This window comes from Peribacillus alkalitolerans (assembly GCF_010882125.1).
GTDB classification, from domain to species: Bacteria; Bacillota; Bacilli; order Bacillales; family DSM-1321; genus Bacillus_BN; species Bacillus_BN alkalitolerans.
This window is the reverse complement of record NZ_JAAGVZ010000001.1, coordinates 235,844-259,544: the sequence shown is the minus strand read 5'-3', so window position 1 is coordinate 259,544 and position 23,701 is coordinate 235,844. Positions and strand designations below refer to the sequence as shown.

At 36.7% G+C, this 23,701-nt stretch carries 23 protein-coding genes; 21 read left to right on the top strand and 2 right to left on the bottom strand.

The features are described 5' to 3' along the window. Positions 1 to 20: 20 nt before the first annotated feature. From G3O09_RS01300 to G3O09_RS01255, 10 genes are all read left to right on the top strand, one after another. The gene (locus tag G3O09_RS01300) at positions 21 to 884 is read left to right on the top strand and encodes a YitT family protein (RefSeq protein WP_163099264.1); all 864 of its coding nucleotides are present in this window, start codon (positions 21 to 23) and stop codon (positions 882 to 884) included. A gap of 51 nt (positions 885 to 935) precedes the next feature. Further along, the gene (cccB, locus tag G3O09_RS01295; RefSeq protein ID WP_163099262.1) at positions 936 to 1,277 is read left to right on the top strand and encodes a cytochrome c551; all 342 of its coding nucleotides are present in this window, start codon (positions 936 to 938) and stop codon (positions 1,275 to 1,277) included. Between the two features lie 348 nt (positions 1,278 to 1,625). Continuing rightward, positions 1,626 to 2,312, top strand: coding sequence for a cell division ATP-binding protein FtsE (gene ftsE, locus G3O09_RS01290; protein ID WP_163099260.1), 687 nt, complete (start codon positions 1,626 to 1,628; stop codon positions 2,310 to 2,312). Then, on the top strand, positions 2,302 to 3,195 hold the full coding sequence (gene ftsX / locus G3O09_RS01285; protein WP_163099258.1) for a permease-like cell division protein FtsX: 894 nt from the start codon (positions 2,302 to 2,304) through the stop codon (positions 3,193 to 3,195). The genes ftsE and ftsX overlap by 11 nt, the downstream gene beginning before the upstream one ends. A gap of 91 nt (positions 3,196 to 3,286) precedes the next feature. After that, entirely contained in the window at positions 3,287 to 4,567 is a 1,281-nt protein-coding gene (locus tag G3O09_RS01280) for a murein hydrolase activator EnvC family protein (RefSeq protein ID WP_240338293.1), read from the top strand. A gap of 219 nt (positions 4,568 to 4,786) precedes the next feature. Continuing rightward, on the top strand, positions 4,787 to 6,220 hold the full coding sequence (locus tag G3O09_RS01275) for a S41 family peptidase (RefSeq protein WP_163099256.1): 1,434 nt from the start codon (positions 4,787 to 4,789) through the stop codon (positions 6,218 to 6,220). Between the two features lie 319 nt (positions 6,221 to 6,539). Further along, the gene (locus G3O09_RS01270) at positions 6,540 to 7,736 is read left to right on the top strand and encodes a PDZ domain-containing protein (RefSeq protein WP_205439579.1); all 1,197 of its coding nucleotides are present in this window, start codon (positions 6,540 to 6,542) and stop codon (positions 7,734 to 7,736) included. A gap of 171 nt (positions 7,737 to 7,907) precedes the next feature. Continuing rightward, entirely contained in the window at positions 7,908 to 9,071 is a 1,164-nt protein-coding gene (locus G3O09_RS01265; protein WP_163099254.1) for a sensor domain-containing diguanylate cyclase, read from the top strand. 100 nt (positions 9,072 to 9,171) lie between these two features. After that, entirely contained in the window at positions 9,172 to 9,741 is a 570-nt protein-coding gene (locus tag G3O09_RS01260) for a 14-3-3 family protein (RefSeq protein WP_163099252.1), read from the top strand. A gap of 98 nt (positions 9,742 to 9,839) precedes the next feature. After that, a complete protein-coding gene (locus G3O09_RS01255; RefSeq protein ID WP_240338292.1) occupies positions 9,840 to 10,748 on the top strand; it encodes an HD-GYP domain-containing protein in 909 nt (302 codons plus the stop codon). A gap of 91 nt (positions 10,749 to 10,839) precedes the next feature. On the opposite strand, the gene G3O09_RS01250 is transcribed toward G3O09_RS01255, so the two are convergent. Continuing rightward, positions 10,840 to 11,088 (bottom strand): hypothetical protein, encoded by a 249-nt coding sequence (locus tag G3O09_RS01250; protein WP_420850311.1) that lies wholly within the window; start codon positions 11,086 to 11,088, stop codon positions 10,840 to 10,842. A 164-nt stretch (positions 11,089 to 11,252) separates the two neighbouring features. Here G3O09_RS01250 and G3O09_RS01245 point away from each other — a divergent pair, with 164 nt between their 5' ends. From G3O09_RS01245 to G3O09_RS01210, 8 genes are all read left to right on the top strand, one after another. Continuing rightward, positions 11,253 to 11,720, top strand: a complete 468-nt coding sequence (locus tag G3O09_RS01245; RefSeq protein WP_163099249.1) for a flavodoxin — start codon at positions 11,253 to 11,255, stop codon at positions 11,718 to 11,720. Then, positions 11,717 to 12,064 carry a flavodoxin domain-containing protein gene (locus G3O09_RS01240; RefSeq protein WP_163099247.1) on the top strand — a complete coding sequence of 116 codons (348 nt, stop codon included), beginning with the start codon at positions 11,717 to 11,719 and terminating at the stop codon, positions 12,062 to 12,064. The genes G3O09_RS01245 and G3O09_RS01240 overlap by 4 nt, the downstream gene beginning before the upstream one ends. 30 nt (positions 12,065 to 12,094) lie before the next feature. Next, positions 12,095 to 12,232 (top strand): FbpB family small basic protein, encoded by a 138-nt coding sequence (locus G3O09_RS01235; RefSeq protein ID WP_240338291.1) that lies wholly within the window; start codon positions 12,095 to 12,097, stop codon positions 12,230 to 12,232. Positions 12,233 to 12,705: 473 nt separating this feature from the next. Then, positions 12,706 to 13,323 (top strand): LysE family translocator, encoded by a 618-nt coding sequence (locus tag G3O09_RS01230; protein WP_163099245.1) that lies wholly within the window; start codon positions 12,706 to 12,708, stop codon positions 13,321 to 13,323. 222 nt (positions 13,324 to 13,545) lie between these two features. After that, positions 13,546 to 14,238, top strand: coding sequence for an aspartate/glutamate racemase family protein (locus tag G3O09_RS01225; RefSeq protein WP_163099243.1), 693 nt, complete (start codon positions 13,546 to 13,548; stop codon positions 14,236 to 14,238). A gap of 228 nt (positions 14,239 to 14,466) precedes the next feature. Next, positions 14,467 to 14,673, top strand: coding sequence for a copper chaperone CopZ (gene copZ / locus G3O09_RS01220; protein ID WP_163099241.1), 207 nt, complete (start codon positions 14,467 to 14,469; stop codon positions 14,671 to 14,673). 60 nt (positions 14,674 to 14,733) lie between these two features. Next, positions 14,734 to 17,163 carry a heavy metal translocating P-type ATPase gene (locus G3O09_RS01215; RefSeq protein ID WP_163099240.1) on the top strand — a complete coding sequence of 810 codons (2,430 nt, stop codon included), beginning with the start codon at positions 14,734 to 14,736 and terminating at the stop codon, positions 17,161 to 17,163. A 24-nt stretch (positions 17,164 to 17,187) separates the two neighbouring features. Further along, entirely contained in the window at positions 17,188 to 18,039 is an 852-nt protein-coding gene (locus tag G3O09_RS01210) for a hypothetical protein (protein WP_163099239.1), read from the top strand. A gap of 192 nt (positions 18,040 to 18,231) precedes the next feature. Here the strand turns inward: G3O09_RS01210 and G3O09_RS01205 are convergent, their stop codons facing one another. Continuing rightward, the gene (locus G3O09_RS01205) at positions 18,232 to 18,966 is read right to left on the bottom strand and encodes a YwaF family protein (RefSeq protein WP_163099238.1); all 735 of its coding nucleotides are present in this window, start codon (positions 18,964 to 18,966) and stop codon (positions 18,232 to 18,234) included. Positions 18,967 to 19,114: 148 nt separating this feature from the next. On the opposite strand from G3O09_RS01205, the gene G3O09_RS01200 reads away from it, so the two are divergent. The 3 genes from G3O09_RS01200 (at position 19,115) to G3O09_RS01190 (ending at position 23,672) form a co-directional block, all read left to right on the top strand. Continuing rightward, a complete protein-coding gene (locus tag G3O09_RS01200) occupies positions 19,115 to 20,485 on the top strand; it encodes a hypothetical protein (protein ID WP_163099237.1) in 1,371 nt (456 codons plus the stop codon). Between the two features lie 211 nt (positions 20,486 to 20,696). Continuing rightward, the gene (locus G3O09_RS01195) at positions 20,697 to 22,403 is read left to right on the top strand and encodes a hypothetical protein (protein ID WP_163099236.1); all 1,707 of its coding nucleotides are present in this window, start codon (positions 20,697 to 20,699) and stop codon (positions 22,401 to 22,403) included. A 372-nt stretch (positions 22,404 to 22,775) separates the two neighbouring features. After that, entirely contained in the window at positions 22,776 to 23,672 is an 897-nt protein-coding gene (locus tag G3O09_RS01190) for a helix-turn-helix domain-containing protein (protein WP_163099235.1), read from the top strand. Positions 23,673 to 23,701: the final 29 nt, after the last annotated feature.

Sequence of the window (23,701 nt, the reverse complement as noted above, 5' to 3'; positions counted from 1 at the left end):
CACCATGGAGGATTATTTACATGAATAAAAGACGGAAAGATGAGCTAAACCCAGTACTTTCGAAGATAATTGAGTATGGGTATATTTTAATTGGATCGGCGATTGTAGCAATTGCCTTTAATGTGTTCTTACTGCCTAACAGAATTGCTTCTGGTGGCGTAAGCGGGATCAGTACCATATTAGATTCTGTGTTTGGATTTGAGCCAGCATACGTTCAATGGGCTTTTAACGTTCCATTATTTATTGCAGGATTGATATTCTTGGGAGCTTCTTTTGGAGTTAAGACGTTAGCTGGAACAATCTTTTTACCCTTTGTTGTATTCCTTACTAAAGAATGGGATCCGTGGACACAGGATGCGTTATTAGGGGCTATCTGCGGTGGAATTGGGGTAGGTTTAGGTCTTGGGATTGTGTTTCGTGGAAAAGCATCAACAGGAGGAACAGATCTTGCCGCACAAATTATACATAAGTACACCAATCTATCATTAGGTACATGTGTTGCGGCTATAGACGGCTTGATTGTTTTAGCAGCGGCAATTGTATTTGATATTGAGCGTGGGTTGTATGCCTTAATCGGCCTTTATGTGACAAGCAAAACGATTGACCTGGTCCAAGTAGGATTCGGTCGTTCTAAAATGGCTATGATTATTACGAATAAAGAATTAGAAGTGAGACAAGCTATATTTGATGAAATCGACCGAGGTGTAACTCGACTTTCTGGAAAAGGCGGCTATACGGAAGATGATCGTCCAGTACTTCTATGTGTTGTGGGACAGACAGAATTCACAAAATTGAAACAAGTGGTTAAAAGCATTGATACGCAAGCATTTGTGGTTGTTATGGATGCGTCCGAGGTACTCGGGGAAGGTTTTAAACGAGCATAGAACTGGTATAATAAGGTACGAAGTTTTATTAATGGTTAGGGGGATTTTCAAATGAAGAAAAAGCTCTTGGCTTTATTGATGGGTACATCTCTTGTTTTAGCTGCATGTGGTGGCAATGACGAAGCTGATGAACCGAAAGAGACTGGTAATGGCACTGAAACGACTACAGCTGATGCTGGTGATGAAGCAAAGTTGTTCAACAACAAATGTTCAAGCTGTCACGGACAAAACCTTGAAGGCGGAGTTGGACCAGCGCTAAACAAAGTTGGTGCTGAACTTTCACAAGCTGACATTGAAAAAATCATTGCTAATGGTAGAGGAGCTATGCCACCTGGACTTCTAGAAGGTGCAGAAGCTTCCCAAGTAGCATCATGGTTAGCAGCAAAAAAATAAGTTAAACGGAAAACGTCTTGATAAATCCAAGGCGTTTTTGTTTTTCCTACACACGATTACTTCAATCCTCCCCTCGTAAAATAGTAATAATTCCCTATTGTTTTAATAGAATTGTTAGAATATTCAATACTCCTTGCAATGAAACTGTAATATTTTTATTCTTATTTTGACAAAAATTGATGTTATAATGGCAATGTATACTAAATTGATAGAAATAATTGTTTGTTTTTGGTAGATTTTGTCGTAGAAAAGAACATCCAAGAGAGGAAGTCTGCTGGAAAACAGACTTTCAAACAACAAAATTTGCTTTTTTACATGGAGGTTTAAAAGCTTACAGGTGGTTTTAATATGATTGAAATGATCGATGTCTTTAAAACTTACCCGAATGGCGTTATTGCTGTAAACGGCATTAACGTAAAGATCAAGCAGGGTGAGTTTGTATATGTAGTTGGGCCGAGTGGAGCAGGTAAGTCCACGTTTATTAAAATGATGTACCGTGAGGAAAAACCGACACGTGGCGATATCTTAGTAAATGGAGTGAACCTATCCAAAATCAGGAATTCAAAGGTTCCATTGTTCCGACGTAATTTGGGAGTCGTATTCCAAGATTTTAAACTTCTACCAACATTGACAGTCTATGAAAATGTTGCTTTTGCTATGGAAGTTATTGAGGAAGAATCTCCTGCAATCAAGAAACGAGTTATGGAAGTACTAGATTTGGTTGGCTTGAAGCATAAAGCAAGAATGCTACCAACAGAGCTTTCAGGTGGGGAGCAACAACGTGTCTCTATTGCGCGCTCGATTGTGAATAATCCGATGCTTGTTATTGCGGATGAACCAACAGGTAACTTGGACCCAGAAACATCTTGGGAAATCATGAACATCTTTGAAGAAATCAATAACCGTGGCACAACGATTATAATGGCCACCCATAATAAAGAAATTGTTGATAATTTACGACGTCGTGTAATCGCTATTGAAAGTGGACGAATAGCACGTGATGAACAAAGAGGTGACTACGGCTATGCATATTAGAACTATCCGTCGTCACTTTAGAGAAAGCTTTAAAAGTCTTGGAAGAAATGGTTGGATGACATTTGCTTCTATTAGTGCTGTAACGGTTACTTTGCTATTGGTAGGGGTATTCTTCGTGCTGATGATGAATATCAACAACATGGCTTCCAATATTGAAAAAGATGTTGAGATTCGAGCTCATATCGATCCTGCAGCAAGTGAAGCTGACATTCAGAAGATTGCAGCTGAAATAGAGGGTATCCCTCAAGTCCAGAAAGTGAAGTTTTCACCTAAAGAAGAAGAATTGACCAATCTTATGGAAGACCTCGGTGAAGAGGGACAGGTTTTCAAACTCTTTGAGCAGGATAATCCTTTAAGTGATGTTTATATTATAAAAACGAAAACACCAAAGGATGTAATCAAGGTTGCGAAGGAAATTGAATCCTATAATTTCATCCAACATGTTAAATATGGACAAGGCTATGTAGAGCGCTTGTTCACATTCGTAGATATCTCTAGAAATATAGGGATTGTGTTAATTCTAGGCTTACTATTTACAGCGATGTTCCTAATTTCTAACACAATTAAAATTACAATCGTTGCAAGAAGAAAAGAAATTGAGATTATGAGATTAGTAGGTGCGACAAACTCCTTTATTCGCTGGCCATTTTTCTTAGAGGGTTTGTGGTTAGGGGTACTTGGAGCAATCATTCCAATCTTTTTAATTGCATCTGCCTACTTAAATCTCTACGAGTATTTAACTCCTAAAATTACTGTGAAGTTTGTAGAGTTATTAGAATTTAATCCATTCGTTTACCAAATCTCAGGTATCCTAATCCTTTTAGGTGCTTTAATTGGGATTTGGGGTAGTTTAATGTCCGTACGTAAATTTTTGAAGGTGTAATAGATTTTGAATCGGGCTTTTTGCCCGATTCAAACCCAATTTGACTCGGAAGACACATGTCCTTGGAAAGAGAAAGAAAGGGGAAAATGATTTGAAACAGAAGTTATTAGTTATGTGTTCTGCGATGGTTCTTATACTAGGGGGGTTATTACCTGCTACTGGAGTAAATGCAGAATCCTTAAAAGAAATGGAAAATAAAAAGAAACAGATTCAACAGCAACGTTCAGGAGTCAATGCTAATATACATAGCACAGAAAAGGAAATTGATCGCTTACAGGATGAGCAAGCTAGATTGAATGCGGAAATTAAGCGTGTTGATATAGCTATTGGTGAGACGAATCAAAAAATCCGTGAGAAAAGTGAGCAAATTGAAGCCACTAAAGCGGAAATTGTAAAATTGAACGAAGAAATTAAAGTATTACAAGATCGAATTGCAAAGCGTAACGAACTTTTAAAAGAGCGTGCGCGTTCATTCCAGTTAACTGGTGGAAGCGTCAGCTATCTTGAGGTATTGCTTGGAGCAAAAAGCTTCAGCGATTTTGTTGACCGAGTAAGTGCAGTTTCTACAATTATGGATGCTGACCAAGAAATTTTACGTCAGCACCAAGAAGATAAAAAGGTTTTAGAAGAGAAACAAAAGCAAGTAGTAGAAAAGCTAGCAAACCTTGAAACGATGAAAAAAGAACTGGAAGCAATGAAGGTTCAGTTGACAGCTCAAAGGGCTCAAAAGGATAAAGTGATGGCACAGCTTAAAGAGAAAGAAAAAGAAGCTGAAGCTGACAAAATGAGTCTTGAAGAGGAAGCAGAGATTCTTGCTTCTCAACAGGCAGCTATCGAGCGAGCAATCAAGCTTGAAAAAGCAGAGCTTGCAGCTGCTAGAAAACGTGCTGAAGAAGAAGCGAAGCGTAGACAAAACAGTTCAAGTGGTGGATCATCAGGAGGCCATTCTGGCTCATATCCATCCATTAAGCCGGGTAATTTCACTACTCCTGCAAGTGGAAGTATTTCTTCTACATTCGGAGCTAGATGGGGTAAATTCCACTATGGAGTAGATATTGCCAATAGTGGTTCGAATGTAGCTATTTTATCAGCTGCAGATGGAGTAGTCATGAAATCTTACTACTCAAGCTCATATGGTAATTGTATTTTAGTCACACACTCCATTGACGGACAATTATTTACGACTGTTTATGCACATTTAGAATCACGTCAAGTAAGTACAGGGGCTACAGTTGCCAAAGGACAATTGATTGGTTATATGGGTAACACAGGCCGTTCGTACGGACAGCATTTACACTTTGAATTGCATAAAGGACAATGGACAGCGAATAAGTCTAATGCTATCGATCCTATGCGTTATGTACCATTTTAATATGTAATTGAAACACAACCTGACCTTTATAGCAGGTTGTGTTTTTATTTGTTCTAAACGTACAAGCCTTGAATAAGTTTATAGTAAAGAACAGGACATCCCACATTTGTGCGGTGTCTTTTTTACTAACGGTGTAGATATAAGATGGCCAACTCAGTAAAGAATGCAGCTTATTTTTGATTAAGGATAAAATCTGGTCCTCTTTAAAGGGGGATATATATGAAGAAAGCTTGGGTATTACCTGCAGCGGTGACTGTGTCATTAGTGACAGGTGCAGTAGGAGGGGCGGTATATGGACCGAAACTCCTCTCTGAACAAATTGCAGAAAATCCTGTACAGAAAAAGGAGGAAGAAGGAGTACAGCTGACTAAGGTTGAAAAGGCATTTGAACTGATTTCCAAGCACTATGTCGAGGAAGTGGATGAAGGGGAATTAGAAGAGGGTGCCATCCAAGGGATGTTGGAAACATTGAAGGACCCTTATTCGGTTTATATGGATAAGGAGACGGCAAAGCAATTTAATGATTCTCTTGATAGCTCGTTCGAGGGAATTGGAACAGAGATTGGAATGGAAGATGGAAAAATCATCATTGTCTCTCCATACAAGAATTCTCCAGCTGAAAAGGCGGGGCTGAAGCCTAAGGATCAACTATTAAAAGTGAATGGAGAAAGCCTTGAAGGGCTGGACTTATTTGAGACAAGCATGAAAATCCGTGGTAAAAAAGGGACGAAGGTTACGATTGAAGTTAAACGAGCAGGAGTTTCGGATCCTATTAAACTAGAAGTAGTTCGTGATGAAATTCCAATTGAGACCGTCCATAAGTCTATTAAAGAAGAAAACGGCAAGAACATCGGTTATTTAGAAATCACCTCGTTCTCGCAAAATACTTCTAAGGACTTTAAGAAGTCTTTGAAAGAATTAGAGGAACAAAATATCACAGGGTTATTGATTGACGTTCGTGGGAATCCAGGAGGACTTCTTGATAGTGTTCAGGAAATGCTCGCCTTATTAATTCCAAGTGATAAACCATACTTGCTGATTGAAGAACGGAATGGAGATCGCCAGGAATTTTATACAAACCTGAAGGAAAAGAAGCCTTATCCGATTGCGGTTTTGATAGATAAAGGAAGTGCTTCCGCATCAGAAATCATGGCAGGTGCCCTTGCCGAAGCTGGCGGCTATCCACTGATTGGAGAAAAAACGTTCGGTAAAGGAACTGTCCAACAGGCAGTACCAATGGGCGATGGAAGCAATATTAAATTGACCCTATTTAAATGGCTTACTCCTGACGGAAATTGGATTCATAAAAAAGGGATTAAACCGACTATAGAAGTCCATCAGCCAGCAATCTTTTCCTCACACCCATTGAATGTAGAGAAAACATTCAAACGTGATATGACACATGAGCAGATTGAAAATGCTCAAAGTATGTTACGCGGTCTCGGATATCAAACGAGCCGCCAAGACGGATACTTTGATTTAAAGACAGAAATTGCCATAAAGGCCTTCCAGAAGCAAAATGGACTTAAAGCAACGGGAGTATTGGATAAAAAGACCGCGGCTGCCCTTGAAAATACAGTTCTATCAAGAGTCAATGATGAGGAATATGATGTTCAGTTAAAAGCCGCAATACGGTATTTATCTTCAAAATGATGGTGAGGAGCCTGAATCTATGATTCAGGTTCTTTTTTGTGTGATGAATCCAGTGGATTTGGTAATATACCAGCTCAATTCGGTAAAATCAGGGGTGCGTTTGGTAATATATATAAAATTTCGGTAATAAATGCACTTCATTTGGTAATATTTCTTGTTTTAGATCGACTCTACCAATTAGCTAATGGTCATCAGTTGGAAAAAAGCGTCATTCCCAACTTACAACAAATTTCCTTTTGAGATAGGCATGGAATGTCCATTTTGATAGAATAGAAGTAATTGTTAGTCTATTACATATTCAGAAGGATGGTGGAAAAGGTTGCTGCAACAGTGGTTAATAGAATTTGGGACAGGTATGGGAAAACTTTTTCTCCACCCGTTATTTTATTATAGTTTTGTATTATGTTTAGTTTATGGTTATATACGTGTAAAACGTGAGCGAAGCGATTTCCATGTGCGCGCTCAAAACGGTTATTTCGAATTAAAACAACTATTTGCCTCCACTTGGTTAATAGGGCTTTTAATATCGATTGTTACAGTGTTACTAGGCATCAGCATTCCATATGCAGCTGTTTTGGTGGCGGGAGTCTTCACGGTGCTTGTCACATTGACATTGAGGCTGAGACTATTATCTCCAGGCTACATTCTTGGAGTGACGTTTTTCATTCTTTTCTTCTTATTTGAAAAAGATGTACAGTTACCTGGTTTTGTGCAAGCCTTTTCAGACCTTGAAACGAATATCTATCCTTCGATTCCATTCTTAATGGGGTTGTTATTGTTGGCGGAAGGTTCTTTGATCAAACGAAATGGTTACAAAGCGACATCTCCTAAATTGATTACGTCGAAGCGTGGATTACCTGTTGGAGCCCATGTTTCAAGTAGACTATGGATGATTCCCTTCTTTGTTTTCATTCCAGGTGGAGAATTGCCAGCGCCATTTGCTTGGTGGCCGGTTCTGGATTTACCCGGGGAAGGCGCCATAACACCGATCCTACTGCCTTTTTTAATCGGTTATTCGCAAACGGTTAAAGGAATGCTACCTAAGGAGAGTATCTCCTTAAATGGAAGTAGAGTGCTAGCTTTAGGAGCAGTAGTAACTGCAATTGCGGTAGGAGGCTTATGGTATCCTATGATTTCCATCGTAGCTGCTGCAATTGGACTTTTGGGTAGGGAAAGTGTGACTTTCTTCCAACGATTGTTCGAAGAAAAGCTACCATTTTATTTCTCTCAACGGTCCCGCGGTGTAATGATTCTGGGGCTAGTTCCAGATTCCCCTGCTGAAAAAATGGGACTGGAAATCGGAGAAATTGTCACAAAAGTAAATGGAACGATAGTTTATAATCAGGCCCAATTTTATGAAGCGTTGAGTCGGAATCGCGCTCATTGTAAATTGGAAGTATTGGATTCGCAGGATCAAATTCGATTTGTACAAAGAGCTCTTTACGAAAATGAGCATCATGAGTTAGGAATCCTATTCGTGCAAGATTATAAAAAGACGAAGCAGGAAGCTGTTTAACCATAAATGTCCGGAAACCATCAAAAACTACCGGAACCATGTTTCATATTAATCGAGAGGGAGATATAAATCTCTCTCTTTTTATAATTAAAGAAAACAAATCAAGCAAGTAACGTTATATTTTAATATGTTATAATTATTATAATTATCAATTTTTTCGGATGTGAATTAATGAAAGAGAGAGACTTTAACCAAGATTTAATTTGGAATATCAATAAGATATTAACTGATATCGGTTGTGAACAGTTCCAAGGAGGCCATCAAGCTCTTGAAACCATTGGAGATAGGGCTGCAGAAATGGGAATCCAAGGTATGACTGAATTAGAGGATCGGTTAGAAACCCTTCACAAAAATATCGAATCCCTCAATTGGTTAAATGGTCATTTAAGAATACTTGCTGACTTTGCACTAACATGTGCTAAAACGTTGAATGAGGAAGTCCTTCTTAGAAAGGCTTATGAGCTGGTATCAAGAGTAATGCCAACGGACGCATTTTTTCTTGCCACGGTTGAAGAAGAAAAGAATATTATTTATTTTCCATTTTTAATAGATGACGGTAATGAGTATCATGGCTCTACCCTTGAATTAGGGGGAGACAGTTTTACATCGAATGTAATTAAGGAAGGGAAGACGATTCATCTTAAGTCAGAAAATGATATTGACCAGGTTTATGAAACAGTTGGTGATGATGATACAAAGACATGCATTTTTGTACCACTAATCATTGATGAACAGGTGAGAGGTGTCATTTCTGCACAGTCCCATAAAGAATTTGCATTTAGGAAAGAACATGAGGAATTACTTTTAATCATTGGTAACCAAGTGCTAAGTTCCATTGAAACTGCACGACTTTATAAGAAAATTTATGAATTGTCTATACTAGATGAGATGACAGGCCTTGGGAATTTCCGAGCATTCCATAACGATATTTCCAAAGCTTTGGATGAAGTAGACTCCCTCGCACTAATTATGCTGGATTCCGACAATTTAAAAGGAATCAATGATAATTATGGACATGAAAATGGTGATTATTACTTAACAAGGCTGGCAGAGGGAATGAAAACTTTATGTAACGAGGATATTGGGGCATATAGGTATGCTGGTGATGAATTTATGTTTATTTTGAGATCACCAACAAAGGATAAAGTAGAAGCCATAATCACTAAATTGGATGAATATTTAACTAATCATCCTTTGAATGTGAAGGACGGATATATCAAAGTTGCATTTAGTGCAGGTACCTCCAAATATCCAGAGGACGGAACCACAGTAGAGGAATTAAAAAGAGTCGCCGATCAAGAGCTATATAAAGCTAAAAACGTTTTTTATATATAACTAGTAAATATGATTCTATTAATATGGAATTTTTGGGAAATAATCTTTATAATGGTATTTATTACATGAGCATTTTGTCTCGGGATATTTGGAGGGAAAGATGAAAAAATTATCTGCATTGTTATTTTCATTCTTATTATTATTCACTTACGGAACGAGTGCACTGGCTTCTGAAACCAATGATGTTGAAAAAGCATTAGAACTAATTGAAACAACTAATGTTGCGATTGATGAGGAAATTGAGAAAACTGTACAAGAAGCTAATATACTTCAGGCAAAGTATTTTGAAGATATTGCATCCATACAAGGATCAGATGCTATCGTATCTTTAAGGGAGCAACAATCCAGCCTAGAAGCTGAATTACTAGTCGCAGTTGAACAAGAAAAAATTGATACTATTAAAGCAGAGCTTGCGAAGATTGACTCTGATGTTGCATCACTTGAAAGTACTTTAAGTGGAAAATCACAATACTTTGCTGACCGTACAGCTCAATTCCATTCAGAATTGGATCAACTAATTGTTGATTTGGATATACTGACTAGAAAAATGACAGCTGAAACCATTGAAGAGGCTGCTGCATTAGGTGTGGAAGCTGAATGTGTATGGAAGTATGTAAAAATCGCACATAAGTGGGTATGGATTGACCCGATTCAGGTTATTGGGACATAATGTAAACTTGCACATTTGATTTCAATTGATGTTATTATTAAAGCGGATTCCTATTCTATAGAATCCGTTTTATGTTTTTACTAAAAGGAGAATTATTTGTGGATGATGGATTAATAGTTTTTAATGAGGGAAGTAATCTTGACATAATCAATCAAAATTCAAATGAATTAAGTCTTTTAGGACGTGATAATGGAGTAGATATCATGCTCCAGACTGTATATAAAGATAAAATGTTCCATGTATATCCAAGTAATGATCCTGAAACATTTGAATTTGTTTATATTTTAAATGGTGAATTGGAATATGATAACCACGGTAATAAACAAGTCCTTAAGGCAAATGATTATTTCACCGTTAAAGGTTTGAAAGAATCAAAATTTTTCAAAGCCATAACAGATGTTACTTATTTATGGGTCATTAATGAACCAACTTTCAAAAAAGTTAGTGAAGATTATCGGGCGCTCAAGGAATTAACTAAAAAAGTCGAAACCAAGGACCGGTTTACTTATAATCATAGTGAAAAAGTAGCGGAATTATCTATTAAAGTGGCAAAAAAATTAAATTTAGATTCAGAGATGATAAAAAGATTATATTTAGCCGCAGAACTTCATGATATTGGCAAAATCAATGTCCCAGATGAAATTTTAAATAAACCTGGTAGATTAACGAACGAGGAATACAATTGTATCAAGAAGCATCCTGGAGATGGTGCAGATATAGTAAGCACTACGGGCTACAGCCATATAATAGATATCATTAGGCAACATCATGAACGGATTGATGGTTCTGGGTATCCATTTGGTTTAAAGTGTGATCAAATCACTTTAGAAGCTAAGATAATAGGAGTCTGTGATTCTTATGATGCTATGACAGATAATAGAGCATATAGGAATGCATTTAATCCCCATTATGCAATAGATGAATTAAAAAGACTGTCCGGGATACAGTATGATTCTGAAATTGTTGATGCATTAGAAGAGATATTAAAGGAAGAGGGCATTATCTGATAACAGGAACGTACAAGTAATGTTGGTTCTCACTTTTCTATCCGTTAATAACAGGACACGGCAGACTCATCTGCCGTGTTTTTATGTTCCATCAATAAATCCTCGTTTTTTTCTTTTCAAAAAGTAAGGAATGGGCATTTGCTACTTTTTCTTCCAAATAATCTAGTGAATAGTTCCCTGAAGGATCGGCTAAATCTCCTATTGCACGAGACAGGTTATCAATTACAAGGTTTAATGTCTCAGCTGGTCTTTGCTCATTCTTAAAATTCACTTCGTCCATAATTTCATGGGCAAGCCTTTGAATTCTCCGTAGACGTAAGCCATTTGATTTTATTGACATTAACATCCTCCTTTTTCATGCAATTTCAAGAAATTATATGTACGAAATCATGATTATTGACCTTTTTTTAGATATTATTTTAAAATGAATATCATTGACATTGATAATCATTATCATTTATTATATCTATAAATGAAAACGGTTATCAATTAGGTGGTGTGTTAATGAAAACCTTTATAGGGTATGTAAGTATGTCGGGGAATACAGAAGATATAGCAAATGTAATAAAAAATGTTCTTCTTTCCTCAGGTTGTGAGGTGGAAATGGAATGTCTAGATACAGTAGAGGTAGAAACATTAGTAGATTATGATTGTATTTTTATTGGGGCTTATACATGGGGGGATGGAGATCTTCCTTATGAAGCAGAGGACTTTTTTGAAGATCTGAATGGATTACATTTAGCTGGAGTAAATGCAGCATGCTTTGGCTCAGGGGATAGTGCCTATCCCAAGTTTTGTATGGCAGTGGACACTCTTGCAAAAAAGTTAGAAGAAAGAGGGGCGAAGGTTTTTGGCCCTAGGTTGAAAATTGAGTTTAGCCCTGAAACAGAACAACAAATTGAAGAATGTAATCAATTTACCCAGTCTGTTATTGAATGGGTAATGGTGAATAAGGGTGTTGGGTATGTTTGATAAAGGGTCAACTGCCGTTTTATCCACACGTGATTCCATTTATTGTTGCTGTAAAAGAAGCGGGCATCTATTCGTTTGAAGATGGGGAATACCCTGACGAATGTTTAGATATTATTGAGGAATTAGAGGAATTAGAACTTAATCAGCAGCCGATTGCGATCTTTGGTTCAGGTGATACCTCATATCCAGATTTTTGCGGGGCCCTCGATCAACTGAAGCTCCTGATTGAAAAACAAGGTGGAATTTCTATCATTGACCCATTAAAAATTGAGTTCAATCCTGATCCTAAGGATGAAGCTGAAATAAGAAAATTTGTATCAGTAGCTCTAAGCAAACTGAAATAACTTCTTGGTTTTATGAAAGGAATATTTATAGTGAAAAAGAAAACATTACGAGAATTGGTTGAAGAAAATAGGAAGATGATTTTGAAGGACAAAGATAAAGTGGAGCAGATCTTTGAAAAGATAGATGAAAATATCGTATTGGAGTCTCGGAAACAGAAAATAGTTTAAGCTTAAGCAATCTTTAAGAATGCAAGTTAAATGATTAAATCAAACTACATATATGAAGAAAATATTCAAATACATGATGATTACTTTTGGATTAGCTTTCATAGTGCCACGATGGCTTACGCGTTTTATGTTGATTTATTTAAATAGTTGAAGTGAGGCGGAAATAGCATAAAGGATATTATATGAATAATGAGGGAATTGCGATGCTTCTGATATGAGTATCGCTTTTTTATTTTCTAGATTAGAATGTTACAATTCCAAATTACTATTGATTACTCTTAGGAGAACCCCATTTAAAAGGGTTCTCCTTAATCATTTCTGGCCTCCCGATTATTTCAGTGATATTGTAAGAAACACATTGAAAATATCTTATATTTGAAAGAAATAAGGTGAAAAGACCTTTGATAGTCCATTAATTTTTCCGAGTTAAAGTAATAAAATTGGAATCATTAAATGATGAAGGGATTAATCTTATGGAAACTTATGTATTATTTATCTTTACTTCAATTTGTCTTTTATTGATTCCAGGACCTGATATGGCCTTGGCATTAGCAAATACAATTAGCTATGGGAAGAAAGGTGGAGCAAAGACGATATTAGGGATTTGCAGCGCCATCCTAATGCATCTCTTCATAGCTATTATAGGATTATCAAGTTTGTTAGAGAAATCTCTAGTATTGTTTAATATCATTAAATTTTCAGGAGCAATTTATCTTATCTATATTGGGGTTAAGTCAATAGCATCTATTAGAACAAAATCCAAGGATGATGACTGGAGAGACTTGAGTAAACACAATCAGGAACACTGTTTCCGTCAAGGTTTTATGTCTAATTTACTAAATCCGAAAGTGGTACTATTCTTTCTGAGCTTTTTACCTCAATTTATTGATACAAACTCTAATCACATGAACCAATTTTTATTGCTAGGATTAACGCATCTCCTATTAACGATCATATATTTTACCGTTTTCATTGGTTTAATCCATAAGTATTCCAATTTTATGGATCCCAGTGCAATTCGATTAATCAATTCATTAACGGGAATTCTCCTTATTGTTTTTGGATTAAAACTAGCATTTTTTCGAGTATGAAAAGTCTCAGCTAGCAGGGTGGATCAAGTTTATAGAAAAAGTTTAGAAGGGATACAAACTGGCCAAACGATTTCGGTTTATTGAAAATGCAGAACCAGCTTCCGTATAGGGAAGCTGGTTTAATTATTTTCATAATAATGTACCTGTAGCATAATTTTTGTATATGCAGCATTTCTAAGGTGATACATTTATAATAATTCATTCTTAAAGGGGAATTAACTAATGAAAACAATAGGTTTAATCGGTGGCATGAGCTGGGAGTCATCCAAGTTGTATTATGAAATTGTGAATGAAAAAATAAAAGAAGCACTTGGTGGACTCCACTCTGCAAAATGTTTAATGTACTCGTTTGATTTTGAGGAAATAAAGCAGCTCCAGTATAAAGGCCTATGGGAAGAGGCCACAAAATTAATGGTTGATGCTGCTCAAAAACTGGAGAAAGCAGGTGCTGACTTTATTGTAATATGCACAAATACTATGCACATATCAGCTGATGAAATACAAACTAAAATCGGCATACCTCTTCTCCATATTGCGGATGCGACTGCTGAAGAGATACAAAAAGACGAGATAAAGGCTATCGGTTTGCTTGGTACTAATTTCACGATGGAAAAGGATTTTTATAAAGGAAGATTAGAGGATCGTTATGATTTAGAGATTATTATCCCGAATGTGGAAGAAAGGGAAATCGTACATAACATCATCTATAATGAACTAGTTCTAGGGGAAGTAAAAGAATCTTCAAAAGAGAAGTATTTAGAGATTATCAGTCGATTAGTTGAAAGTGGCGCTGAAGGAATCATTTTAGGCTGTACTGAAATTGGATTGCTGATAAAACCTGAAGATGTAAAAGTGCCTTTATATGATACGACAGCTATACATGCTGCAAAGGCAGTTGAAGCTGCTTTGAAATAAGATTTTATTAAGACATAGCCTACGCTATGTCTTTTTTTTGTTCCGTGCCTAATTTTAATAAAATGGAAAATACTTTAAATTAATTTATTTACATACAGTAGGGGGGTATGGTATAAATATATTAACAAGAAATCATTAATCCGAAAAGAGACGCAAAAATGATCGTAGCTCTTCTCTGATTAGTGTAATTATCATTTTGAATCAAAAACAAAACTGGAGGTTATATAGATGGAACAAGTAACATTACAGGTAAAAGGAATGTCATGTGGACATTGTGTCAAAACAATTGAAGGAAATGTCGGGAAGCTAGATGGAGTGAATAGCGTGAAGGTAGATTTAACGAAAGCGGAGGTCTATGTTGAATTTAATCCAAATCAAATCAATGTCATTCAAATAAAAGAAACCATTGAAGATCAAGGCTACGAGGTGGAATAACCATAAATATATAGGGGGAGGGAGTATCTTGCCTCCTCTCAGGAAAGGAAGGACAAGAATATGAGTGAGCAAGCACTGAAAGCAAGCGAAACCAGCCTTCAAATTACTGGCATGACATGTGCTGCTTGTGCAGTCAGAATTGAAAAAGGAATGAATAAAATAGATGGCGTCATGGAAGCTAACGTCAATTTAGCCCTAGAAAAAGCGACTGTTAAGTTCAATCCAGCCAAAACGAATGTTCAAGCCCTACAGGATAAAATCAGGGACCTTGGCTATGATGTTGTAGCTGAAAAAGTGGAGCTCGATATTATCGGGATGACCTGTGCGGCATGTTCGACACGTATAGAGAAAGGTTTAAATAAAGTTACGGGTGTATCCAAAGCTAATGTAAACCTTGCCCTAGAAAAAGCAACTGTTGAATATGACCCATCTGCTGTCACTATTCAACAGATGATCAAGAAAGTGGAGAGTCTCGGTTATGAAGCAAAGGTAAAAGAAGAAGGAAAACAGCAAAATGAAGCAGACTTACGTGAAAAAGAAATTGAGAATCAAAAAGGGAAATTTGCTTTTTCATTAATCTTATCCATTCCATTATTATGGGCGATGGTCAGTCACTTTGAGTTTACTTCTTTCATTTATCTGCCAGAGATGTTTATAAATCCATGGGTGCAATTGGCACTCGCTACACCAGTTCAATTTATCATTGGTAAACAATTCTATGTAGGGGCCTATAAAGCGTTAAAAAACTTTAGCGCCAACATGGATGTACTCGTTTCCTTAGGAACATCTGCAGCCTATTTTTACAGCTTATATTTATCGATACAATCATTCAGAACGAGTGAGCATATGGTTGAGCTTTATTTTGAAACAAGCGCGGTTTTAATCACTTTGATCATCCTAGGAAAATTATTCGAGGCGAAAGCTAAAGGAAGATCATCAGAAGCCATTAAAAAACTGATGGGCTTGCAAGCCAAGACAGCAACTGTTTTACGAGACGGGGTTGAACAAGAAGTATCTCTTGAGGATGTGCTAGTAGGGGACATCATTTATGTGAAGCCTGGCGAAAAGGTTCCAGTAGACGGAGAAATCGTGGAAGGCCTTTCTGCTCTGGATGAGTCGATGCTGACTGGGGAGAGTGTTCCTGTCGATAAAACTATTGGTGATTCCGTTATTGGAGCGACTATCAATAAGAATGGTTTCTTGAAAATAAAAGCTACCAAGGTAGGTAAAGATACTGCTTTGGCACAAATTATCAAAGTGGTGGAGGAAGCTCAAGGATCAAAAGCGCCAATCCAAAGACTGGCCGACCAAATCTCAGGTATTTTCGTTCCTATTGTTGTAGGAATTGCTGTGGTTACGTTCTTGGTTTGGTATATTTGGGTCGACCCAGGTAACTTTGCAGAAGCACTAGAGAAATTAATTGCCGTTTTAGTCATTGCATGTCCGTGTGCCTTGGGATTGGCAACACCTACTTCGATTATGGCTGGTTCAGGTCGTGCTGCGGAATATGGAATTTTATTTAAAGGCGGAGAGCATCTAGAAATGACCCACCGCATTACTTCTGTCATCCTTGATAAAACTGGAACTGTGACAAATGGAACGCCAGTCTTAACGGATGTAATTTTGGCAGAAGGTCAGAAGGAAGAAGAGTTTTTATCCTTAGTAGGATCGGCAGAAAAGCAATCCGAGCATCCTTTAGCGGAAGCAATTGCAGCTGGAATAAAGGAAAAAGGCATTACTTTTCATAGTGTAGGTAGCTTTGAAGCGATTCCAGGATTCGGTATCACAGCAAATGTAAACGGAAAAGAGCTACTTGTTGGTACAAGAAAGCTTATGAAAAATAATAATGTGGATGTAGAGAATGAGTTAGATAAAATGACTGCCTTTGAAAAAGAAGGCAAGACTGCCATGTTAGTTGCCATTGATGGACGCTATGCTGGAATTGTCGCCGTTGCTGATACGGTTAAAGAAACATCCAAACAAGCGGTAAAGCGTCTTAGAGATATGGGTCTTGAAGTCATCATGATTACAGGGGACAACAAACAGACTGCTAATGCCATAGCAGCTCAAGTCGGAATCGAAAATGTCATTGCAGAGGTTCTTCCAGAAGGAAAAGCGGAAGAAGTGAAAAAGCTCCAAAGCCAAGGCAAGAAAGTGGCGATGGTTGGTGATGGAATCAACGATGCACCTGCTTTAGCGATTGCAGATATCGGGATGGCGATTGGTACTGGTACGGACGTAGCAATGGAAGCGGCGGATATCACATTGATGAGAGGTGACCTGAATAATATCGCTGACGCCATCTATATGAGTAAGAAAACGATCAGTAATATTAAGCAAAACCTGTTCTGGGCTTTTGGTTATAATACGCTTGGAATTCCAATAGCAGCAATTGGTCTGCTGGCACCATGGCTTGCCGGTGCTGCGATGGCCTTCAGTTCAGTTTCGGTTGTCATAAACGCCCTTCGTTTGCAAAGAGTGAAATTATAAAGACTTTCATGAGGAGTTGAAAAGATGAAAAAGTGGATTATATCAGCAGCCCTCTATTTGCTGGTTGTCATTGTCGGCTATACCGTTTATGCGGAATTTATTAGAGAGGAAAAGGGAGTGGAGCATGAAGGCAATGAACATGAAACTGCTTCAGAAGAACATGGAGAAGAAGCAGGACATGAAGAAGAATCAGAGCATGCCCATCAGGAGGAGGGTTCTCACGAGAGTCATGAAAGTGAAGTGGACCCTACATTAAATTACGAGAACGGCAAAATCAACATTTCTCTTCAAGACAAGAATGGGAAACCAGTGACGGAGTTAGAAGTAAATCACGAAAAACTCTTACACTTAATAATCGTCAATAGCCACCTTGATCAATATTATCATGTACATCCACAAGATTTAGGGGAAGGGAAGTTTGAGGTAACACAGGCTTTACCAGATGGAGAATACAAAGCATTCGTCGATATCAAGCCTAAAGATTTAGAGTATACGGTGAATCCTCTACCATTCACTGTCGGGAATGTGGAAGGCTCACATGAACATGGAGACGTCTTAAAAGCGGATGACACATTAACGAAGACGGTAGAGGGTGAGACTGTAACACTAAAAATGAATACCATGAAAGCAAATGAACCAGTTACGCTAGACTTTGAACTAAACATGGAGAACCTAGAACCATATTTAGGTGCCATGGGGCACGTGGTGATTATAGACGAACAAGCAAACCAATACTTGCACGTTCATCCTGCTGATCACGATAAACCAATATTCCAAACCGAATTTAGTCAACCTGGAAAGTATAAAATCTGGGGAGAATTCCAACAGGATGGAAAGGTTCGAGTATTTCCGTTTGTTGTAGAAATAACAGAATAGGTAAAAGGGTGGCTCAAAAATGTATGGAGCCACCCTCATTTTTTTACAAAAATTTATTCCAAACTGCATTAAAGAAAATGCTTAACCCATCACATGCAATGCTTGATGGTGATCTTCATTGAATTTCCTTCATATTAGCTCTCTGGTATCTACATTCATGATAGAAGGAGGGGGATTTTTTCTCCCCCTCCTTTACATACCCAGCTCATTATTTATGCTTTTTCCTTCAGACCTTTCCCTAAATATTAACCAAACTATCAAGCTGAGTGAAAGCAATACGCCCTCTAACAATAAAATATACCAAGGATGTGGACCTAAGTAATCTAATAAACTTGCGCCATCAGGTTTGTGGCTTAAAAACATATAATTTCCGTTTACTAGCTTGTTAATCAATAATATGAGTGGCATGATACCATTCAAAAAAATAAACACCTTCACAACTGACCAGATAGTTGGTCTATACCCCAATACCCAAGTGAAATATAAAGGTACCCAGATGATTATGGAATGGGTATAGAAAAAGTGAAAGAATCTGAAATGAGGAAAGTCAAAGCTTAGTACAGGGGTGAGTATAGCCTGGGAAGCACCTAGTAAAGCAGTAAATAATAAAATCTCGTATATTATGAATTTCCGCCTTAGTAAAAGTATGACAGTAAGGATAAGGCTGATGCTACATAATTCTAAGGGAAGGGAATAAGCTAGATTCCAGCTTTGAGTTACATACATCCAAATATGATAGACCAATTCCATGAATATAAGTGAAATAGAGACACCGATTTCAACCTTTCTCCATCTATCTAGATTGAAATTCTTCCTGTTCAGGAAGATACAACTAGCAACTATGACTAAAATGGCCAATACCACAAAGTGACTAAACGAAAACATTTTAAAGTAATAATCTGTATAATTCCCTCCGAACCATTCCATAACCAATCCTCACCCTTTGATAAATTAGTTCAAATATTCTATCCGTAATCCATATTTACAGTTAGAAATTACCATATAAATATTTTCCTTATTTAAGTAAAATATCCATGAAACATCATTATTAAGAATTCCATTTAGGAGGAGTTTAATGAAAAAAACTGTGTTGATGGTTGTTTTACTATTCATTTTCGCCATTGGTTCAAATTTCCCTTCCTCTGTACATGCAGCAACGCTTTCTCAAGCGACCTCTCTCGTTACTCAAGCAGAAATTGCTGGGGATAGACTTCATACCCTTTACACCACGCCTAATCGATATCATGTCATTAGTTATGAATTAACATTAGCCAATCAAGCGTTTTACAAGGCCAATCAAGCAGTTTCAACCCTTAATTATTCCACAGAAAAAACCAGACTGGTAAATAAACTCCATGCGGTATCAATGAAGATTTATAGAACACGGGTTTTTAATAATGCGATATACGCTGCAGCAGACTCCTATAAAAAGATCAAGGAAATAGAAGAAATCATTTATAAGCCAACAATCAATCAAACTACACTAAAGCCAAGATATGATGCTTTCGCAAAAATGAAAAATACACTGGAGATGAACATTAAGGATGTATATGGTGACAAAGTAAGGCAGCCATTATATGAAAGGTATGTGATACCTGCGCGGGCAACGGAGGAAGTGGTTAGAGAAATTCTTCAAGACAAGAAATCTCCCTTATATTTCGCTCCATCTGTTTCTGGGGGAAGGACGATTCAAATCCCTGTGATGGATTGGAGTAACCTCAATCCTGCAAGTGTATACAATAAAGATAATTACATTTTAGACGGTAAGCCATTACCGCCAGGATCCATTATTAAATGGATGAAAATGACCCCAAGAAATGTAATTACCATTATTCTACCAGAAGAAACGGTTCAAAATAATCAACAATCAACATTAGTTCTTAAGGGTTTGAAGGACCAAATGGGTAATACCTCAGTAAATGAAAGTGAACCTTTCCCTATTACTCTTAATAGGACCGTGGATAGGTCCGATAATATTAAACCTGAGCTAATATCCGTTACACAAATATCCAATGAGAAATTGAGACTGGAATTTAGTGAAAAAATTGAAAATATCACTCCTTTTGATTTTAAAGTAACTTTGAATGGAAATCTTATTAATAATGATGGTGGTCTTACTGGTGTAAGGTTTACACCTGTTGCAGACGATAAAACTGGCAAACTGTTCGATGCTCAGGTTTGGGGATTCTATGATTTTGACCCGGATTCAGTAGTATCACCGGAAGGAAAAGTATTTATAGAAACCAAAATCTATGAAACTGGACCAGAATATTTTAATGCATTGGTAAATACTATTATTCCTGATGCTAATGCACCGATAGATTTTTTTAACAGTCAAATTACCTTTACTACATTGCGTCATACAGTCTCAACTGATGCCTCAAATAATAGAAACCTACTTAAAGGAGAAACATCCATTTCCTTAACACTAAAGAATATGGAATAAAAAGTATAAATCAAGAATTCCATACAAAAATGGGTAATGAAAGTATTGAGACCAACCTTGAAAAGAAGGTTGGTTTGTTTTTTTCAACCGACAAAAAGGAATCAATAAAGACGTAATGTATACCTAGTTATTTCCTTATTCTAACAGTAGTTTATTTAGAATTAAGTATACATATTTATTTTATAGATACATAAATTAGGAGGATTAACCTTTGAAGCTTAACTTGAAGAAAATTGTGGAAGATTTGAAGCACTCAGATCCAGATGTCCGAATGGATGCCATAGATGAATTGCAGGAAATGCAAGAAGATGATGAACTTGAAGTAAAGCACGTCACATTAGAATGGTTAGCTAAGGAAGCGGCTTATCCTTATCATGCGCCTACTGATAATTGGGATGATCCTAGCTTTCAGTTAGTGGATTTCATTAGCCAGTTTAGAGTTTATGAGCTTATAGATACTCTAGTAGCTAACTATCCAAAGTATAGTCTAGCAGCAAAGGATATTGCCATCCGTTACATTTGTTCCTGGGGCGATCATAAAAGCGAAATGGCCATTCTAGACATTTTAGAACAAAACATAAAGTCTAAGGAAGTCATTTTTCCGTTAGATGCTTTATTTGAGCATCCTTCGTTAGTAAAGAAGATTCTAGATAAATATTATACTCAAATTGAAAATCTTACTTATAAAGAAACATTCTATAAAATCCTATCATATTCATTGGATAATGATTTGGTCCAACAATTTAAACCGGGTTACATTATGCCGATCCTCATTGGGGACTATAACAGGAATAAGACAAATTACTTAACGTACAACAATAATTACAATGTGAATCTCGTATACAAAAAATGGAAGAATCAATACTTAAGAACCCGTTATAATATGGCAACCCTTCTATCGTTAATGGAATATTATTTTACGAGTGAAACAGAAGTATTGGTGAAGGAAGCGGTCTTGTTTTCAGACCCGATTATTAAAGCTTCCGCTGTAATTACAAGTTTGCAGAAAAATGTATCAATAGAAGAAGAAGTTCTGTTGGAGTGTGCTACCAACATCGAATCTTCGGAAATGTTCTATACAGAATTATTACGTATCAGGAAAGAACATCTCTTCCCTATAAAGGAAGGGAAGCAGCACTTCTTTGCAAAAAGCCATCTATTCGATTTTTTACTTGCTGAGTATGACGTACTGGCTGAAAAGATTGATATTATTGATAAGGTAGAAACAGAGAATCATTATAAACAACCTATCCGTTATTATCTGGCCCGATATGAGAATGATAACAAGTTGCGACCTGCTTGGATTGGTGCCTATGCACTTGAAGAGGATGATGATTCCGTCCATATGTGGGAAGGAACATATACTGAGGCAGGAATGTTTGATGACCACACTGTTGATGAGCACATTTATAACTTCATGAAAAATCGGGAAGAAGATAATGAAGAAGACAACAATACAGTTTATTACTTAAGTAAACCAAAATTCAGCAAATGGTTTTATTTCTTATATGTAGTGTTGGCATTCAGAGGATACCAAGTTTTATCTACAATGGATCCGGGATATTTAATTCTTACATCTATCCTTGCAATTCTTGTAGTAGGCTATCATCTGTATAGAATTACTCAAACAAAAAATACGACTGTTTCAATAATTGGTAGAGAACTCGTCTATTCTGTAAAGGATCATGATAGTAGTATCAACCTCCATGAGATTAAGAAAATCATGGTTGAAAAAGCAAATTTCAAAACACGCTTCTGGAGCCGTCGTGCTAAGGTTGTTTCTGTTTACAATAAAAAGAACAAACTTGCCCTACAGTTACCCCTGCACAGTGTTCGTTATGATGAGTTTGCCTATAGTATAGAAGAAATGACAGGGCATTTGAAGGAAACACCTTATATAGAGCAATATCAGGATTAATAAAATTGACTCGCTTGGAGCAGAATTCTATAAGTGGGACAAATAATAACTTCAGACTTTGGCCATAAATGACGTCGGTATTGAACCGGCGTCATTTTTTATCTAGTAAGTTACATTATATAAATTTATTGAAAAATATTCTTTCACTTATATATCCTCTGATATTACTAGTTTGTTATGGATACTTTTCCAAATATTATGATAATATTAAGGTGTTAATTTAAAAGGTTTTGGGGAAGTAGGGTAGCCACAAAGAGGGTTAGTAATTATTTTAATCGGTCTTTCCTCATGTATTTGAGAATTAATTTATGATTAATGGCTGTCAAAATGAATATAAAGTAATAGTTTGTATTTGATAAGGAGGAGAAAACAATGAATGAGAATTTCGTTAATATTGGTGAAATACTCCGATCCTTAAGAGAGTATAAAGGGTTAGAAATCGAAGAACTCGCCGAAGGTATTTGCTCTGAAGAAGATCTTATCTTATTTGAAAAGGATCGAATCGATCCTACTATAGACCAGTTGTATCATTTTGCTCGTAAGTTAAATGTTGAAGTGAGTGATTTTTTCGATTTTGCTTCAGCTGGATCTCTAAATTATGTATCAGCCGTTATGAATTTAATAAAGAAATACAAGCGTGAGCGCAATTATTATGCAATAAACGAGATAGTTCAAAAAGAAAAAGAAAATCCACTTTTTAACTTTCCTTCAAGTAGGCAATTTTTGCTATGGCATGAAGCTATATGCTTTTATTACCTATCAGAAGCTGGACAAAGGGATAAAGACTACTCTATCGAAAGATTATACGAAGCGATAGAAATTACTAATCCAACAAAAAAAGGACTTACTGAACGAGAAATAGAAATTCTAATGGCAATAGCTCTAATAGAGAAAGAAGCTCAAAACTTTGAAAAAGCAATCAGTTTATTAAAGGAAGTATTAGAGTATATGGAACACCTGCCTAGTCTAGCAGATCCACATGTTAGGCTAAGGGCCTTATTTGGTATTGCACAATCCCTTTCAAGAATAGGTGAATACGAGGAATCTTTAATCTTTAGTGAAAAAGGGATTGATCAGTGCATAAATGATGAAGTTTTATACTTATTCGGGGAGTTTTTATATCAAACAGGTTTAAACCATGTGAAAAATGGGAATTTGGGAAAGGGGAAAGAATATTATACCAAATCGTTATCAGTATTCGAACTCCAAAACAATGAAAACTTAGGTAATATTGTTAAAAATGATTTGGTAAGATTATCCACAAGATGATATATTTACATAATGAAATACATACATAG